This window comes from Thalassospira lucentensis (genome assembly GCF_011806425.1).
GTDB lineage: Bacteria > Pseudomonadota > Alphaproteobacteria > Rhodospirillales > Thalassospiraceae > Thalassospira > Thalassospira lucentensis_B.
Window position 1 is genome coordinate 663,483 of the sequence record NZ_JAATOV010000001.1, and the last position, 18,274, is coordinate 681,756.

The 18,274-nt window shown below is 54.1% G+C and carries 14 protein-coding genes and 1 riboswitch; of the genes, 9 read left to right on the top strand and 5 right to left on the bottom strand.

The genetic code is table 11. The features are described from left to right. Window positions 1-77 precede the first annotated feature (77 nt). The 4 genes from purH to HCZ99_RS03135 all read right to left on the bottom strand — a co-directional run bounded on the left by purH (window position 78) and on the right by HCZ99_RS03135 (window position 6,792). Window positions 78-1,655: a bifunctional phosphoribosylaminoimidazolecarboxamide formyltransferase/IMP cyclohydrolase gene (gene purH / locus HCZ99_RS03120; RefSeq protein WP_167445385.1), complete on the bottom strand. Its 1,578-nt coding sequence runs from the start codon at window positions 1,653-1,655 to the stop codon at window positions 78-80. 368 nt (window positions 1,656-2,023) lie between these two features. After that, a complete protein-coding gene (gene hglS / locus HCZ99_RS03125; protein WP_167445386.1) occupies window positions 2,024-3,433 on the bottom strand; it encodes a 2-oxoadipate dioxygenase/decarboxylase HglS in 1,410 nt (469 codons plus the stop codon). Window positions 3,434-3,646: 213 nt separating this feature from the next. Then, complete coding sequence (locus HCZ99_RS03130; protein WP_167445387.1) at window positions 3,647-5,656, bottom strand: polysaccharide biosynthesis protein; 2,010 nt, start codon at window positions 5,654-5,656, stop codon at window positions 3,647-3,649. A gap of 122 nt (window positions 5,657-5,778) precedes the next feature. Continuing rightward, window positions 5,779-6,792 carry an MraY family glycosyltransferase gene (locus HCZ99_RS03135; RefSeq protein WP_167445388.1) on the bottom strand — a complete coding sequence of 338 codons (1,014 nt, stop codon included), beginning with the start codon at window positions 6,790-6,792 and terminating at the stop codon, window positions 5,779-5,781. A 236-nt stretch (window positions 6,793-7,028) separates the two neighbouring features. Here HCZ99_RS03135 and HCZ99_RS03140 point away from each other — a divergent pair, with 236 nt between their 5' ends. The 4 genes from HCZ99_RS03140 (at window position 7,029) to HCZ99_RS03155 (ending at window position 11,942) form a co-directional block, all read left to right on the top strand. Further along, window positions 7,029-8,375 (top strand): RsmB/NOP family class I SAM-dependent RNA methyltransferase, encoded by a 1,347-nt coding sequence (locus tag HCZ99_RS03140; protein ID WP_167445389.1) that lies wholly within the window; start codon window positions 7,029-7,031, stop codon window positions 8,373-8,375. Between the two features lie 132 nt (window positions 8,376-8,507). After that, the gene (gene rpe / locus HCZ99_RS03145) at window positions 8,508-9,173 is read left to right on the top strand and encodes a ribulose-phosphate 3-epimerase (protein ID WP_167445390.1); all 666 of its coding nucleotides are present in this window, start codon (window positions 8,508-8,510) and stop codon (window positions 9,171-9,173) included. A 178-nt stretch (window positions 9,174-9,351) separates the two neighbouring features. Continuing rightward, window positions 9,352-11,676 (top strand): FdhF/YdeP family oxidoreductase, encoded by a 2,325-nt coding sequence (locus HCZ99_RS03150; protein ID WP_167445391.1) that lies wholly within the window; start codon window positions 9,352-9,354, stop codon window positions 11,674-11,676. Continuing rightward, window positions 11,673-11,942, top strand: a complete 270-nt coding sequence (locus HCZ99_RS03155; protein ID WP_167445392.1) for a hypothetical protein — start codon at window positions 11,673-11,675, stop codon at window positions 11,940-11,942. The genes HCZ99_RS03150 and HCZ99_RS03155 overlap by 4 nt, the downstream gene beginning before the upstream one ends. A gap of 45 nt (window positions 11,943-11,987) precedes the next feature. Here HCZ99_RS03155 and HCZ99_RS03160 read toward each other — a convergent pair whose 3' ends face one another. Beyond that, window positions 11,988-12,260, bottom strand: coding sequence for a DUF1674 domain-containing protein (locus tag HCZ99_RS03160; protein WP_167445393.1), 273 nt, complete (start codon window positions 12,258-12,260; stop codon window positions 11,988-11,990). 248 nt (window positions 12,261-12,508) lie between these two features. Between HCZ99_RS03160 and HCZ99_RS03165 the strand changes: the two genes are divergently transcribed. The 5 genes from HCZ99_RS03165 (at window position 12,509) to HCZ99_RS03185 (ending at window position 18,153) form a co-directional block, all read left to right on the top strand. Beyond that, complete coding sequence (locus tag HCZ99_RS03165; protein WP_167445394.1) at window positions 12,509-14,902, top strand: Tex family protein; 2,394 nt, start codon at window positions 12,509-12,511, stop codon at window positions 14,900-14,902. A gap of 163 nt (window positions 14,903-15,065) precedes the next feature. Next, a riboswitch (TPP riboswitch) is annotated at window positions 15,066-15,191 on the top strand. An 82-nt stretch (window positions 15,192-15,273) separates the two neighbouring features. Then, window positions 15,274-16,083, top strand: a complete 810-nt coding sequence (gene thiM, locus HCZ99_RS03170; RefSeq protein WP_167445395.1) for a hydroxyethylthiazole kinase — start codon at window positions 15,274-15,276, stop codon at window positions 16,081-16,083. Further along, on the top strand, window positions 16,080-16,727 hold the full coding sequence (gene thiE / locus HCZ99_RS03175; RefSeq protein ID WP_167445396.1) for a thiamine phosphate synthase: 648 nt from the start codon (window positions 16,080-16,082) through the stop codon (window positions 16,725-16,727). Before thiM ends, thiE begins: the two co-directional genes overlap by 4 nt. A gap of 221 nt (window positions 16,728-16,948) precedes the next feature. Then, window positions 16,949-17,254 (top strand): hypothetical protein, encoded by a 306-nt coding sequence (locus HCZ99_RS03180; protein ID WP_167445397.1) that lies wholly within the window; start codon window positions 16,949-16,951, stop codon window positions 17,252-17,254. 293 nt (window positions 17,255-17,547) lie between these two features. Beyond that, window positions 17,548-18,153 carry a superoxide dismutase gene (locus HCZ99_RS03185; RefSeq protein ID WP_167445398.1) on the top strand — a complete coding sequence of 202 codons (606 nt, stop codon included), beginning with the start codon at window positions 17,548-17,550 and terminating at the stop codon, window positions 18,151-18,153. The last annotated feature ends 121 nt before the right edge of the window (window positions 18,154-18,274 follow it).

The window sequence follows — 18,274 nt, forward strand, 5'->3', positions numbered from 1 at the left end:
CACCCAAATGAAATACCCAAACAAAAACCCCGGGGCAGAACCCCGGGGTTTTTTATGTTGTGCTTTCGCCGCCTTACTTAGTGGCGGAAGTGACGCATACCGGTAAAGACCATGGCGATGTCATGCTCGTCCGCGGCAGCGATGACTTCTTCATCACGCATGGAGCCACCTGGCTGAATAACGGCCGTTGCGCCGGCTTTAACCGCGGCCAAAAGACCATCCGCAAACGGGAAGAACGCATCAGATGATACGACCGAACCCTTGGTGCGAACTTCATCTTCGCCGGCATTTTTGCTGGCTTCTTCGGCTTTCCATGCGGCAATGCGCGAACTGTCAACGCGGCTCATCTGGCCGGCACCAACGCCAACGGTCTTGCCGTCTTTGACATACACAATGGCGTTTGATTTTACGTGCTTACCAACGCGGAAAGCAAACAGAAGGTCATCAAGCTCCGCATCAGATGGCTTACGCTTGGTAACGACTTTAAGTTCTTCGCGTTTAACACGACCTGCATCACGGTTCTGAAGCAGATAGCCGCCCGCAAGCGAACGAAGGGTCATGTCTTCGCCTTCTGGATCGGCCATACCGCCGGTCACCAGAACACGCAGGTTCTTTTTGGATGAAAGAACTTCGCGGGCTGCATCATCGGCATCCGGGCAAATCACGACTTCGGCAAACAGTTTGGCGATTTCTTCGGCGGTGGCTTTATCAAGCGTACGGTTCACCGCGATGATGCCACCAAATGCCGATACCGGATCACATGACAGCGCCTTGTGATAGGCGTCGATCAGGCTTTCGCCTTCGGCAACACCACACGGGTTGGCGTGCTTGATGATGGCAACGGCCGGTTTTTCATCAAATTCAGAGACCAGCTCAAAGGCTGCATCGGTGTCGTTCAGGTTATTAAACGACAATTCCTTGCCCTGAAGCTGGGTCGCGGTTGCGACACCCGGACGGTTTTTGCCGTTGGTGTAGAACGCAGCTTGCTGATGGGGGTTTTCGCCATAACGAAGGGTTTGCTTCAGTTCGGCCGAAACGTTCAGACGCTGTGGGAAGGTCTCGCCAAGCGCACCGGCAAACCAGCTTGAAATCGCCGAGTCATACGCACCGGTACGGGCAAATGCCTTTGCGGCCAGAACACGACGGGTTTCGGCGGTGGTCGCACCGTCATTGCCCTTCATTTCGGCAACAACGCGGTCATAGTCGCTTGGATCGACAATAACGGTAACCGATTCATGGTTTTTCGCCGCCGAGCGGATCATGCTTGGCCCACCGATATCGATATTCTCGATGCAGGTGTCAAAATCGGCACCCTTGGCAACGGTTTCTTCGAACGGATACAGATTAACGGCCACCAGGTCGATCGGTGCAATATCGTTATCTTCCATTGCCTGCATATGGCTGGCAAGCGGACGACGGCCCAGAAGACCACCGTGAATTTTCGGGTGAAGGGTTTTTACACGACCGTCCATGATTTCCGGAAAACCAGTGTGATCGGCAACTTCTTTTACCGGGATGCCAGCGGCCTCAATGGCCTTGGCGGAACCACCGGTGGACAGTATTTCAACACCCTGTTCATGAAGGGATTTGGCAAATTCGACCAGACCGGCCTTGTCGGAGACGGAAATAAGCGCGCGCGCAATACGAGCAGTCATTGGGTTCGCTTTCATACATCGATGTGATGAAAGGTTGCGGACCCATTGATGATATATCGGCCCAGCGACGCTACCGATTTGCAGGGCTGCTCGTACCTGCGGGGTATCAATTGCGGGCGAACCGGCCATAAACGCGATCAAGAAACCAATTAAGATATTGGGCCCTGATCAGGGCCGACACATGATCAATGAGTCCGAACCATGTTTCGCGCGGACCTTTAGCATGTGCAGCGCAAAATGTGGACCCCGAATTGTTGCATGGCGGCTTTTATCGAAACGGACATTGTATCCGTATTTCCCCACAGAAAACGGGGTGGCCCATAAACCACCCCGCAAAATCTTTGATAATTTCAAGACGAACCAGCAGATCAGGCGACGCTTTTACGAAGCCCCAAGGCGGCAAACGCAGCCTCGATCGAGGCTTGCTGCGTTTGGGCGTAAAGGGCCAGCTCATCATTGACCGGTGTGCCCAATGCTGCCTCGAACACGTCCTGGTTTGATTGTTCCTGATAGTTTTTCTGGGCCTCATCGCCCAGATTGGACTGGAAAATTCCAGCCGCACTAACGGGCAAGAAATCTTCGTAAATGATGGGATCGCAACGAAGGTATCCTTGGTCGACCAAGGCATTGACTGTGCCTGAAACCTCGCCATTTTTGGCCGCGTCCAAACCGGCTTTGGTCGGGCTATATTTAAAGAAGGCCAAATCTTCGGTGCGCAGGGTTTCGTAATCATCTGGGAAGGCTGCGAAACGTTCAGAAAGCTCCGTCTCGTAATCGCGGGCATTTGATCCGCCAGCATTGATCTGAACGGCGTGGCGGACATTCGCCAAAAGCGTGTCATACAGGGCACGACCTTTTTGGGTTAGGGCAATGCCGCGCTGCTCGATCTCGCCAAAGCGTGCGGTATGTGTGCCCGATGCGCCTTTGTCACCGCTATCACCGACAAACCGAACCTTTTCTTCAAGCGCCTTAAAACTGGTCTGACGCAAAAGGATCGGGCAATTGCGGGTTGGCGGGCCTTCGACAACGGCCTTGGGCGAAATGCCGCGTTTGGGCATGCCTTTCTGAACCGCATCAATATCCAAAGTACGCGGTGTCAGATGATTGATATGCGGGCCCTTAAAGCACACAACATCGGCAATCAGACGATGGGCGTCATGCATCTTTTTATAGGTTTCAAGCGATACCGTCGCGTCACTGTGCCAACGGAAGGTTTCGAGCGCTTCGGTCACAAACTGCTCAGCCTCTGGGCGGGTTAAACCGCCATTCTTTTCGGCCAAATCGATCAGCTTGATGGCATCCGCGGTGAAAATATCGCGCTTGGCCAAGATGTCCTCTGCCGCGGCGCGTAAGCTTTCATCTTCGATCAGCTCAAGGCGCAAAAGGGATGTGAAAACACGAAACGGATTGCGGCGCAGCGCGTCATCGTCAATCGGGCGAAAGGCCGTCGAATGCACCGGCACACCGGCGACTGATAAGTCATAATAGCCAACCGGGGCCATTCCCATCACGGCAAACAGGCGGCGCATGGTAAACAGTTCTTCGGGTTTGCCCAAACGGATCGCACCGTGGCGTTCAACATCAAGCCGACCCAGTTCGTCACTGCGTTCTAGGCCTTCGCGCAACTCAGCATTTGCGGCGAGGCTTTCCTGATTAACGTCGGCCACCAGTTCCAGCAATGTGCCGTATTGCGGCACTTCTGCACGGTACATGTCCGACATGGCACTGGAAAACATCGAACGAATTTCATCGGGATGGACAAAAGCGTCTGCCGACATGGGGCCTCCAAAAACGGGAATATGTTTGAATTCTGGAATGCCCAAGCCAATGGATCATTCCTGTTTGTCATTTTGATTTTAAAATATTGGCGCAAAACGCGCCTGACAAACGACAATTCCGCACAAATTCATTCCGTACACGCATGAAGTCGCATCACGCGATGATGTGACACACTACGCGGCATAAAGGCGTAAAGGACGCACAAAGATGAATTAGGCTGATGTACCCGCTTTTTGGTCAGATGCACCGCCATGATCGGCAGCGTTATCTATAACCGCCTTGGCGTGCTCAGCCGCATCGGAAGCCCCGGCAAAGATTGATTTAACACCGATTTCGGGTGACTGAAATTCCGGCACCAGCCGACTGATCAGATCAAGCGTCGTTGCTGTATCACGCCCGGTCGCACTGGTTTCAAGTGCATCAAAAACCTGCTTGATCAGATCATAGTCAACCACACGCGGAGCCGCCAACATCACCCCATCGGTTTCCGTCGGGACGGGTGGTTCTGAATCGTGGAACAGTTCTTCATACAGCTTTTCACCCGGACGCAGGCCGGTAACCTTGATCTCGACATCCTTGCCCGGCTGCAAACCAGACAGCAGGATCATTTGACGGGCCAAATCAACGATTTTAACCGGCCGCCCCATATCCAGAACAAAGATTTTGCCGCCTTCTGTCACACCACGACGGCCAAGCTCTGCCGATTGCAAGACAAGTTCCACGGCCTCGGCAATGGTCATGAAATAACGTGTGATACCTTCATGGGTAACGGTTAAAGGACCGCCTGCTTCGAGTTGGCGCTTAAACAACGGCACAACCGAGCCCGTCGACCCCAAGACATTCCCAAACCGCACCGTGACAAACCGCGTCACCCCACGCTGATCGGTCGGCAGGGTTTCAAGTGCCTGACAATAACATTCCGCCAGTCGCTTTGATGCGCCCATGACGTTGGCCGGATTAACTGCCTTATCGGTTGAAATCAAAACCATGGTCGCGACATCTGCCGCGCGGCAAGCCTCAGCCACGTTGCGCGTGCCAAGTGTATTGGTCAGAATGCCTTCGTTGGGATTGTGTTCGACCAACGGTACGTGCTTATAGGCCGCGGCATGAAACACGATTTCCGGCTTGAACCGATCAAACACTTGATTGATCCTGGTGCGATCACGCACATCGCCCAAGACACTGTCGCGGCGAAGGTCCGGATACTTTTCGGCCACTTCCATATCAATGGCATAAAGATTGTATTCCCCCGCATCGACCAATGTCAGGCTATCGGGACCATAAGACGCAATCTGGCGCACCAGTTCCGAGCCAATTGACCCGCCAGCACCGGTGACAAGAACACGCTTGCCAGCAACCATTTCACGCACTTTGTCGCGATCAAGGCGCGCCTGCGGACGACCAAGCAAATCTTCGATGGCGACGGGGCGGATTTGCAACGGATCGGCAAGGCCTTCGCGCAAGTCACCCAGTTTGGGCAAGCGGGCAAAGGTCATGTTGTATCGGTCGGCAATCTCAAGCCATTTGACGTTATCAGGATGACGCAATGCGTCACCGGTTAACACCAACCGACTGGGCAGGCCATGCCGCGTCTTTTCAAGTTTTTGAATGGTTTCTTCAAGTTCATCCACTGTCGCCAGCACATCGATATTGTGCATATTGCGCCCGACCCGGCTTGGGTTCAGGGCAACAATCCCAACCACTTTGAACGGTGTGTCGGCAGAACGTTGGGTTTCACGGATGAAGGCTTCTGCCTCGTCGCCTGCCCCAATCAACAGAACCGACAGACGCCGCGTGCCTTGACGCACCAGCGCACGTGCAGTCGTTTTATCCTTAAAGATACGATAGGCCAAGCGTGACCCACCGAGCAGCGCCATCAGCAAAAACCATTGGATAATCGGCGCTGAGCGCGGAATCCAGTCAAGGCGGGTGGTCAAAAACAAGATGACAAATAGGGCCGCAACCGCAACAGAAACGGCCTTGGCAATGCGCGTCAGATCATTCAGCGACGCATAGCGCCAAATGCCGCGATAGAGGCCAAAAAACCAGAATGACACTGCTGCAAGCAAGGTAAACACACCTGACGAAAACAGGATGTTATCGAGCACGTAAAACTGCACGCCGTCGCCAACCCGCAAATACAATGCGAGCGGAAAGGAAAGTGCCGCCATGACAATGTCATGACCAAAGGCAATATGGCTTCGCTGTATGATGCGCGACATGCGGTCCCTTACCGGCAGTTTTCTGTTTTTAAAGGATACCCGCTTCGTGTGAGGGCGGATAAGGCTTTCTTTTCGCGCCCGCCTGAAAACAAGTCAAGCTATCCAAACATGTATCGCGTGACTTAAGCGCCCCGGCTGCCCTTTGCGGGCATGCGCAACATCATGCCAACAAGGGCCAACACAACAACAAGGGCCGCGATAACACGCACCCAGTTGGGGATATCCACCTCGACAAAACATACGGCAATCAAAGCCAAATTAGCGATTGCAATCATTGCTGACACGGTTGAATGCGACAGACCACGCTGGGTTGCCAGTTGATAGAAATGTTCGCGATGTGCCTGCCAAACCTTTTCGCGGCGCAAGACCCGTTTGATCAAGGTTATCGTCGCGTCAAACAAGTAGTAAGACGGCAAAATCAGGGCCACAGCCCAAGCTCCTCGTGACGCTGTTTCCAAAAGAACCCAGCCCAAAATAAACCCAAGTGGGATCGAGCCAACATCCCCCAAAAACAGCCGCGCCGGATGCCAGTTCCAGATTAAAAAACCGGCCATGATCGACACCACACCAAGCCCAATATAGCCAAGCCCAATGAATTCCGGCAGTGGGATAAACAACGCCAGAATGAAAATACCAAGCCCGATGGAGCCTGCTTCGACGCCGGAAATGCCATCAATCCCGTCCATGAAATTAAACAGATTGATAAACCAGACCCAGGCGAAAACCACCAAAACATGATCGAGCCAAACCGGCACAATTCCGCCCAAAACCGGCTGATCAAGGGCAAAAACCCCGATAATCACCGCAACGAACTGACAAGCAAAGCGAATAGCCGGCGAAAGATCATGGCGATCATCAAGCCAACTTAGGATTCCAAGCCCCGCCCCCGCCGCAAGCATCAACCAATGCCCAATATCGCGCACACCGGCATAGATAAACACACCCGCAACCAACACAATCAAAAGCGGCGTTACCGCAAGCCCACCGCCGCGTGGGGTTGGTACGGCATGGCTGGACCGGTGGTTGGGCATATCCAAAATGGCTTTGCGGCGCAGGTAAATCAGAACGGCCCATGTCAGCAACATCGCACCGATCAGAAAAATGCTGGAAAAGGTCGCAAGCCCGGCGAAGGTCATTGTATGCGTCGTCCCGTAGTTGGCTTTTACTGTTCGGCTTTTGATCAACAGCCTTAAAAGCACATAATAAATTGTTACGTCTGGATTAGCCGGGCCACGCCCCTATCGCAAGGCTTTTCACCCCGACACACAGGTGATCGGCAGGTCAGCCATGCCAACGAAACAGACGCTTGATGCTTTACACGCGGTCGCGCGACGCTTAACTAAACGTCACAACATAAACCGGAGATATCCCTTTGACTGAACGTCGTTCCCGTCCTGCCCATCGCAATGCGTCCCGCCACCAGGCGGTCGAGGCACCTGATCCACGCATGCTTGCACTTAAAACATTGCAGGAATTGCGTGGCGGCGAAGTGACACTGGACGAACTTCTGTCAAAGCATGGCTATGGCCTGCCATCGCTTGATCGAAACTATCTGCGCCATTTGCTGGGGACGACATTGCGCCATCTGGGCGAAATTGATGCGGTTCTTGCGCCACGTTATCAGCCCCCGCAAGACCGGGTGGCTGCACGCCTGACCAATATTATGCGCCTTGGTGTTGCTCAGTTATTCTTTATGGATACGTCCGATTATGGTGCCGTCGACAGCACGGTCAATCTGACCCGCGATGCCGGTTTGCATAAATATGTCAAACTGGTCAATGCAGTCCTGCGCGGTTTGCAGCGCGATGGCTTTGAATGGCCAGAAGGTGTCGAAGACTGGCAGCTTAACATCCCGGCATGGCTGCGCGGATCATGGAAAAAGGCCTATGGTGCAGAAATCGCACAGGGCATTGCCGAGGCAAGTCTTGGCCACGCCATGCTTGATCTGTCGATCAAGGATCGTTCGGAATCCGAAAATTGGGCCGAGCAAATGGATGGCCTTGTTCTGCCGACCGGATCGGTCCGGCTTGAAAGCGGGCGTCGTATTCGCGACCTTCCGGGCTACAAAGGCGGTAAATGGTGGGTACAGGATGCCGCCGCAGCCATCCCAGCCACCCTGTTTTCGGCCTATAAGGGCAAAACCATCTATGACCTGTGTGCTGCACCGGGTGGCAAAACCATGCAGTTGGCATCCCTTGGCAGCAGCCCGATAGCGGTTGATAAATCCGAAGGTCGTCTAAAACGCGTTTATGAGAACCTTGAACGCGTCGAACTGGGTGCGGCCGTTGTCACCGGGGACGCAACCGATCTTGCACCTGATACGCCCCGTGCAGATGCGGTGCTGCTGGACGCGCCGTGTTCGGCAACCGGCACCATTCGCCGCCATCCTGACATTTTGTTGCGTCAGAGTGACAAACTGATGCGGTCGCTTTTGCCGATCCAGACCAAATTGCTTAATCAGGCTGACAAGCTTTTGAATGTTGGCGGAGAGTTGATTTATTGCACCTGTTCGCTGCAACCCGAAGAAGGCGAGCATCAGATTAAATCTTTCCTGGCCGATCATCCGAAATATGAACGCAAGCCGATCACGGCTGATGAACTTGGTGGCTGGGATGAGGCAATCAACGAGGCGGGCGAGTTGCGTATTCTGCCGGTTCATATGCAGGAATATGGCGGGATGGATGGCTTTTTCTGTGCGCGACTCGTCAAAAAAGGCTAGTTGCACGTACTACCGCCAAACATAACCACAGATTAGGCCACTCGAATGTCCAATTGGATGACAGAGTGGCCTTTTTGCGTTAAGACAGGCGCCAAATTCCCATATCCCGCAGTGTTTCAGGACCCGTGACACATGACCACGTCGAACATTAAAATCGCACCTTCGATCCTTTCGGCTGATTTCGCACAACTTGGCGTGGATGTCCGCGCAGTTGACGAAGCAGGCGCCGATTACATCCATATCGATGTGATGGATGGCCATTTCGTTCCCAACATCACGATTGGCCCTGACGTGGTGAAGGCCCTGCGCTCGCACAGCGACAAGGTGTTTGACGTCCACCTTATGATTGCACCGGTCGATCCCTATATCGAAGCCTTTGCCAAGGCCGGGTCCGACATCATCACCATCCATGCCGAAGCAGGTCCGCATTTGCATCGCTCGCTTCAGCTGATCAAATCGCTGGGCAAAAAAGCCGGTGTATCGCTTAATCCGTCGACCCCGGAAAGCGTGATTGAATATGTCATGGACATGGTCGATCTGGTTCTGGTCATGACCGTGAATCCGGGCTTTGGCGGCCAGAAATTCATTCCAAGCCAGCTCGAGAAAATCAAACGCATCCGCAAAATGATTGATGCCACCGGCCGCGATATCGACCTTCAGGTCGACGGCGGCGTGAACCCGGAAATAGCACCGCAGGTCATTGAGGCCGGCGCAAACGTTCTGGTTGCCGGGTCTGCTACGTTCAAGGGCGGTCCGGGCGAATATGCCAACAATATCAAAGCCATTCGCGGCGCGTAAATCTGCCGGAAAATCAAAGCAACACCTACTCAGGGCAGCACCATTACGTATGGTTGCGGCCCTGAATGCGTTTTAGCTTCATTTTAATTCCCCCCTATAAGTGATTGATAAATTTTTTCTATCACCCGATTAGGTCTGCATACTTGACCCTTTTTGCGATATCGCAAATAGATGCGTCATGAAATCAGATTTTATTGGAAAGAAATCGTCGACCGCAGGTGGTTGGGGTGCGCTGAAAAGTTGCGGTAAGCAGCTTTTGCAAAGCGGCAACGCCATCGCCGGTGCGCGCACGATGCTTAAGGCAAATCAGCCTCACGGCTTTGATTGCCCCGGTTGTGCTTGGGGCGATCCCGAGCATGGGTCGTCGTTTGAATTTTGCGAAAATGGCGTAAAAGCCGTTTCGTGGGAAGCCACCGAAAAGCGCGCAACCCCGGACTTTTTTGCCAAACATACAGTATCTGATCTAGCCACGCTGTCTGATTACGAGTTGGAGCTTAATGGTCGCCTGACCCATCCGATGCGCTATGACCACGCCAGCGATAAATATCTGCCGGTGACGTGGGAAGATGCCTTTGCCGAAATTGGCGACATCCTAAAAGGCCTCAGTTCCCCGAATCAGGCAGAGTTTTACACATCCGGTCGGGCCAGCAACGAAGCAGCATATCTGTATCAATTGTTTGTTCGCATGTATGGCACCAACAATTTTCCGGATTGCTCAAACATGTGCCACGAAGCCAGCGGTGTTGGCTTAAAACAGGCCATCGGCATTGGCAAAGGTACGGTCCTGCTGGAAGATTTCGAAAAGGCGGATGCCATTTTCGTACTTGGCCAGAATCCCGGCACCAACCATCCCCGCATGCTGGGTGATTTGCGCCGTGCGGCCATTCGCGGTGCCAATATCGTGGTCTTTAACCCGGTCCGTGAACGTGGCTTGGAAAGATTTTCTGACCCGCAGGCCAAACTTGAAATGCTGCATGGTGGCGCGACCGATATCGCCAGTCATTATTTCCAGCCGCTTTTGGGTGGGGATATGGCCGCCGTGCGCGGCATGAGCAAAGCCGTTTTCGCCGCCGAAGATGCCGCGATTGCGGCTGGTCGTCCATCCGTACTTGATCACGCATTCCTGCGCGACCATTGCCAAGGCTTTGACGATTACCGTGCCGCCGTCGATGCAACCAGTTGGTCAGACATTGAAAACCAATCTGGTCTGACCCGCGCGCAAATCGAACAAGCTGCAGACGTTTATATGTCTGCGGAAAAGGTTATTTGCACCTGGGCCATGGGGATTACGCAGCATCTTCATTCCGTCGCCACGATCCGTGAAATTTCCAATTTCATGTTCCTACGCGGCAATATCGGAAAACCGGGGGCCGGCCTTTGCCCCGTGCGCGGCCATTCAAATGTTCAGGGCGACCGCACAGTTGGCATTAATGAAAAGCCATCCGATGCATTCTTGGACGCGCTTGAAAGGGAATTTGGTTTCAACGTGCCGCGCGCGCATGGGCATAATGTCTTGGCCGCGATTGGGGCGATGCTGGATGGCAGCGCAAAAGCCTTTGTCGGGCTTGGCGGCAATTTCGCCCGCGCAACACCTGACAGTGCGCTGGTTGCCAAAGCGCTGCGTAATTTGGACCTAACCGTTCATATCGCAACCAAACCCAATCATTCGCACCTGATGCCGGGCAAGGTCGCCTTTATCCTGCCGTGTCTTGGACGGACCGAGATTGATCTGAACTCCCACGGTCAGCCACAAGTCGTCAGTGTCGAAGATTCCATGAGCATGGTGCATGGATCTGCCGGGATTAATCGCCCCGCCTCCCCGCATTTGCTGTCGGAGGTTGCTATTATTGCAGGCATTGCCGAAGCAACAGTTGGCAGCCAAACCTTATCATGGGCGGCCCTTGCCGATGATTACGCACGCATCCGCGATCATATTGAGGCAACCGTTCCGGGCTTTGTCGAATATAACACCCGCCTGCGCCAGCCACGCGGTTTCCATTTGCGCAATTCCGCTGCACATCGGGAATGGGATACGCCAACCGGCAAGGCCAATTTCTTTGTCGGGGGACTGCCAACCAGCACGGTGCATCAACAGGCCCGCACGGCACAAACCCGTTTCGCGCTTCAGACATTCCGGTCACACGATCAGTACAACACCACGGTTTATGGCCTGGATGACCGATATCGCGGCGTTTACGGCGAACGAAATGTGATTTTCATCCACCCCGATGACTTGGCATCCCTTGGCGCGGTGTCCGGCGACCGGGTAAATGTGGTTGGTGAATATGATGACGGTATTACACGTGTCGCAACCGATTTCCGGTTCGTTTCATACGACATTCCACGCGGCAGTGTTGCGGGCTATTACCCGGAACTAAACGTGCTTGTACCACTGGGAAGTGCCGGGGATCAAAGCGACACGCCGACATCAAAATCGGTCATGGTATCGTTTCAAAAAGACGGCCAAGCCAACATCCCCGCCAATAAGGATGCCGCGGCGTGACGGAAACGCCCCCCGATAGCGATCAATTTATGGATCTGGTTGCGCGCCTGTGTACCGCGCAACCAGACCTGACCCCGATACAGGCGGGCATCATCATCGCGGCACAGCAAAACATCGCGCGTGATAGCCGCACATTCGCCCGCCTTCTGGGCCTTGCTCATGCGCTGGTCCTGCGGGAACTAAACGCGCTTTTGCAATCCTGTACTGTTTTGAAATTGGTAAAGCGCGACGAACGCACGTTGCGTACCTTTTACCAACCGGTTTAGACGCGCGGGGCGCCCCAGAAGGCCGGATTGCGCAAAAGCCGACACTTAAAAGTCGATACAGCGCCCTTTGTTTTCCCAATCGCCAAAGCGGGTTGGTTCCGGGCCTTTTGGGCCACCAATTTCGCGTTGCTTGGCGGCGGCTTCTTTGGCGGCCTTGGCTTCGGCCAGCGCATTGATCGCGTCTTGCGACAGTTTCGGCGCACTGTCCGCACCGGCAATCTCGTCCGTCTTTGCAGCTTCGGTTTCTGCACCGGTTGGGATGTCAGTTTTTTCTGTTGGCACCCGATGGATGACGGTCTCGCGGAACTTTCCGGCCATTGGGCTTCTCCTGCTGTGGGGCGCGCGCCCCTTTCAATCACATTTAACCAACAGATAACGTCATACACAGCCCCCCGCAAGTCCGCGATCGGTGCGACCAAACGGCGTGAAAGACATGCGATTTCAATCCCTTGGAAACAAACACGGAATCCTGTTTTAACCCCAGCCAAAAATTTGGCGAAAACTGACTCTTTCCGTGCGCGTCCAAAGCCGCTATTTCAAGGAGACGAGTAAAACAAGGAGAAACCATGCGTCCAATTCCCCAGCGTATCGCCGAAGAACTTTCGGTACGTCCAGAACAGGTCATCGCCACCATTGAAATGCTTAATGAAGGCTCCACCGTTCCGTTTATCGCCCGTTACCGTAAAGAAAAAACCGGTGGGCTTGATGACACCCAACTTCGTACGCTGGAAGAACGCCTGCGCTATCTGACCGAACTTGAAAGCCGCCGGTCGTCCGTGCTTGAAAGCATCCGCGAGCAAGACAAACTCACCCCGGAACTTGAAGCGGCGATTAACGAGGCCGATACCAAGACCCGTCTTGAGGATCTGTACCTGCCGTTTAAGAAAAAGCGCCGCACCAAGGCACAGATTGCGCGTGAATCCGGGCTTGAGCCGCTGGCCGATGATCTGCTTGCCAATCCGGACCTTGATCCGGAAACCGAAGCGGCAAAATATGTCGATGCAGATAAGGCCGTCGAAGACACCAAGGCCGCCCTTGATGGCGCGCGTCAAATCCTGATGGAACGCTTTGCCGAGGATGCCGACCTTGTTGCCAAACTGCGTGACCTTTTGTGGAATGACGGTGAAATCACCGCCAGCGTCATCGAAGGCAAACAGGCCGAAGGCGCGAAATTCTCGGACTATTTCGAACATTCGGAAAAAGTCAAAACCTGCCCGTCGCACCGCGCACTTGCCTTGTTCCGGGGCCGGAACGAAGACATCCTGCAACTTAAACTGACCCTCGGCGCTGAGGACGAAGCCCGCCCACGCGGCCAAGCAGGCCGTGCTGAAATCATGATCGCCGCCCACGTCGGGATCGCTGATAGGGGCCGTGCTGCCGATAAGTGGCTTGTCGATACGGTGCGCTGGACCTGGCGCGTGAAATTGTCGCTTTCGATCGAACTTGATCTGTTTGGGTCGCTGCGTGAAAGTGCCGAAGAAGACGCGATCAAGGTCTTTGCTGATAACCTTAAAGACCTTCTGTTGGCAGCCCCGGCCGGGCAAAAGGCCACCATGGGCCTTGATCCGGGTGTGCGCACCGGGGTTAAAGTTGCCGTGGTCGATGCCACCGGTAAGCTGGTTGATACCGCAACGGTTTATCCCTTCCAGCCGCGCAATGACGTGGAAGGGGCGATCAACACCATGGCCGCCCTTGCCGCGCGCCATCAGATCGAACTGATCGCAATTGGTAACGGCACGTTTTCGCGCGAAACCGATGACCTTGCCGGTCAGATGCTTAAACGGTTCCCGGCCCTTAAGGCAACCAAGGTGATTGTCAACGAATCCGGGGCGTCGATTTATTCGGCATCGCAATTCGCGGCCGAAGAATTCCCGGATTTGGATGTGTCGCTGCGTGGGGCCGCATCCATTGCCCGTCGTTTGCAGGATCCGCTGGCCGAACTGGTGAAAATCGAACCGAAATCAATCGGTGTCGGGCAATATCAGCATGACGTGTCGGAAACTAAACTGGCCAAATCGCTTGATGCCGTGGTTGAGGATTGCGTGAACGGTGTGGGTGTTGACCTTAATACCGCATCGATCCCGCTTTTGACCCGTGTGGCGGGCCTGACCGAAACGCTGGCGCGCAATATCGTTGGATATCGCGATTCAAACGGTGCGTTCCAGTCGCGCAGTGACCTTAAAAAGGTCGAACGTCTTGGTCCAAAGGCGTTTGAACAATGTGCGGGCTTCTTGCGCATTCAAGGGGCATCCAACCCGCTTGACGCGTCGGCAGTACACCCAGAAGCCTATCCCTTGGTGAAAAAGATCAGCGCGCAGGCATCCAAGTCACTTGCGGATTTGATCGGGGATTCGGCCTTTATCAAAACGCTGCGCCCAGAAGATTACGCAGACGAAACGTTTGGTGTGCCGACCATCCGCGACATCATTGCTGAGCTTGAAAAGCCCGGTCGTGACCCGCGCCCGGAATTTAAGACCGCAAAATTCACCGATGGCGTGAACGAGATCAAAGATCTTAAAACCGGCATGAAGCTGGAAGGGACAGTGACCAACGTTACCAATTTCGGCGCGTTTGTTGACATTGGCGTGCATCAGGATGGCTTGGTGCATATTTCCCAACTGGCCGATAAATTTGTCGAAGACCCCCGTCAGGTGGTTAAGGCGGGTCAGATCGTGTCAGTCACCGTCATGGAAGTCGATGCGCCGCGTAAACGCATTGGGCTTTCGATGAAATCAGCACCGGATTACGAAGGCACACGTGAACGTCGTAATGACGGTCAATCCGCTGGCCCACGTGGCGGACAGGCCCATTCTGGCAACCGTCCAAACCACAATCGCGGCAACGCCGGCGGCGGCGGCGGTAATGGTCGTGGGAATGCGTCGCGCAGTTCCAGTGGCAGCTCGTCAGGGAATGACGCGATGGCAGCCGCCCTTAAGGCCGCAATGGAACGCCGCAAATAAGAACCGACACTGCGCAAACGCTGCGTAGTGTGATTAAACACATACCTTAGAAAAGGGCGGCGGGATTGGCACAAACCAACCCGCCGCCCTTTTTGTATCTTGCGAAAATCCAAGCCAGAAACACCGTGTGAATTGACAGACCGCGCGTAAAAACCCATGTTGCAGGTTCACCAAGGGGAGCCTCGACAGGAGGCTGAGAAACTGCCCCGTGCGATGCAAAGCACAAGCGCAGTGACCCGTTGAACCTGATCCAGTTCATACTGGCGTAGGGACGGTGCGAACGTTGCTTATGCTGTTGATAACGTTCTCCATCATTCCGACTTCGAACTGGGTCTCCAACGCTGCGACACAAGACGCATTGGAGCCTCGACATGACGAACGATCTTAGCCAAACCACCACCGACCTATTTGAACGCATGCGTGCGACCAATCCATTGGTCCAGTGCATCACCAATTATGTCGCAATGAATTATGCCGCCAATGTTCTGCTGGCAGCAGGCGCATCCCCCGCGATGGTCCACACCCCCGAAGAATCCGGCGAATTTGCCGCCATTGCCGGGGCGCTGACGGTTAATATCGGCACTCTGTCGCCCAATTGGGTTGCGGGCATGACGGCGGCGGCCACCTCGGCCAATCAGGCGCGCAAACCTTGGGTGCTTGATCCCGTGGCACATTTTGCCACCCAATATCGCCGCGATGCGACGGCGAACCTTTTGAAACTTAATCCCAATGTTATTCGGGGCAATGCATCCGAAATCATTGCCCTTGGCGGCGGGCAAAGTGCCGGACAAGGGGTTGATAGTGGCGACCCCGTCGAACAGGCAGAAGAAGCCGCGCGTGCCCTTGCCACGACCCAAAATGCGATTGTCGCCGTTACAGGCGAAGTTGATTTTGTCACCGATGGGACGCGGTCTGTTCGGATTGCCGGTGGATCGGATTTGATGCCCAAAATCACCGCCATGGGCTGTGCGTTAACCGCACTGACCGGCGCCTATGTCGCCATTGCCCCCGATCAGCCGTTTGAGGCAACCATCGCCGCCCTTACCAATTTTGCCGTTGTTGGCGAAATCGCCGCCAAATCGGCAAATGGCCCGGCATCGTTTATGACGGCCTTTGTCGATGGCCTGCATAACCTAGATGCGCAAACCTTTAACGCCAATGCCCGGATCACTGCCCAATGAAGTCCTTCGATCTTTCGCTATATCTTGTTCTTGATCCCGATCTATGCCGAACCCTTTCCATGGTTGAAACTGCGATGGCCGCCATTGCGGGCGGTGCGACCATGGTCCAGCTGCGCGATAAATATGCCAGCACCGACGACCTTATTCGCATCGGCCATGAATTGATGGCGGCGATGGCCGGTACCGGCGTGCCGTTGATCGTAAATGACGATATCGATGCGGCCATCGCCATTGGGGCCGATGGGCTTCATGTTGGGCAGGATGACATTCCCTCACAAACCGCCCGGGACCGACTGGGCCGCGACAAGATCATCGGCCTTTCGATTGAAAGTGACGCTGTGGCGCGCAAAGTTGATCCGACGATTGTCGATTATGTTGGCATCGGCCCGATCTTTGCCACCCCAACCAAACCCGATCATAAACCCGCCATCGGCTTTGACGGGCTGGCTGAATTGATCAAAATTACCAAGCTGCCATCGGTTGCGATTGGCGGCCTTAAGCTTGCCCATGTTGATCCGGTTTTTGCCGCTGGTGCAGATGGGCTGGCGGTTGTTTCCGCCATTTGCGGCCAACCCAATCCCGAAGGTGCCGCACAAGAAATCGCAGCCGCGATTAAGGCCACAAAGTCGGCATTTGTGCCCTAAAATCGGGTAAAATCGCCCCATATCCTTGATGATATTCAAATCAGGCACTTAGTCCCCGCAACCATAACCACTTGCGGGGACTGGCTTTTTACGCCTGTGCATGGCTGATCCTCACCCTTTGCACGAAACGGCATGGAAATGCCTCAATTGCGCCGCGAATTCTTCTGCTTCGGGGTGCATCTTGTGTGCATGGAAAGTCGCAATAAAGCGCGAGGGATATCATGATGAAATCTTTGCGCAGCAAACCGGTTGCCATTGTCCTGGCCTCTATCTTGATGGGCACGACAGCCGCATTGGCTGCTATTAAAATCGCACCCAAACCAACGACCGACAGTGTCACCATCTACTCGGAAAAGCCCAAGGGCGAGGTGATCTTGTCGCACCAGGACGGCACCATTGCGTTTAACCGAAACTGTATGAAATTTCCGTGTCAGCTTGATATCTCGGCCCTGTCTACGGGCGAGTATGATGTCATGATCCGTAACGGGACCGACATCGAACACATGGTCGGGCTGTACAAGGAATAAACCGTCCATCCACATGCCATCATGTGGGTAAAATTTCGCATTTCATGGAACGTTTTGCCCGCAAATGAGTTTTCAATATATGGATGGGCAATCGCCTGATGCTCATCGCAACATTGCATTAACGCGCTGTTGTCTTAGATAAAGGCGACAGAGATCTTTTTTTGCTGCGACCCGGAAAGCCCGAAACAAAGTTTTACAACAGCTTGCACGGGATTTTAACTTTCACGAAACGCGCAAAAAGGGATATGTTGCGTTACCGCACAGACCAATAATGAAAGTCGAGGAACTGTATCATGGCATTTGAACTCCCAGCACTTCCGTATGCACACGACGCGCTTGCACCCGTCATGTCGGCTGAAACCCTTGAGTTTCACCATGACAAGCATCACAACGCCTATGTTGTGAATGGCAACAAGCTGCTCGAAGGGTCGGGCCTTGAAGGTAAGTCGCTCGAAGAAATCGTTGTTGCTTCTTATGGTGACGCGTCCAAAGCCGGTCTCTTCAACAATGCTGCTCAGCACTGGAACCATATCGAGTTCTGGAAAATGATGAAGAAAGACGGCGGCGGCAATCTTCCGGGTGAACTGGAAAAGAAAATCGTTGAAGATTTCGGCTCTGTCGATGCCTTCAAAGAAGCCTTTGTACAGGCTGGCGTAACTCAGTTCGGTTCGGGCTGGTGCTGGCTGGCAATGGACAAATCGGGCAAATTGGTTGTGACCAAAACCCCGAACGCGGAAAACCCGCTGGTCCACGGTCAGACCCCGCTGCTCGGTTGTGATGTTTGGGAACACTCCTATTACATCGATTACCGCAACGCGCGCCCTGACTACGTTAAAGCGTTCCTCGACAAGCTCGTTAACTGGGAATATGTCGCAGAACGTTTCTCCAAAGCTGGCTAATAAAGCCTTACGCTTTGAGACGAGAACACGAAAGCGGTCCCTTCGGGGACCGCTTTTTTTATGCGTGATTGCGATCCCGCCATTCTTGGCGAAAGCGACAGAAACGAAAAGCCCCGCCGGA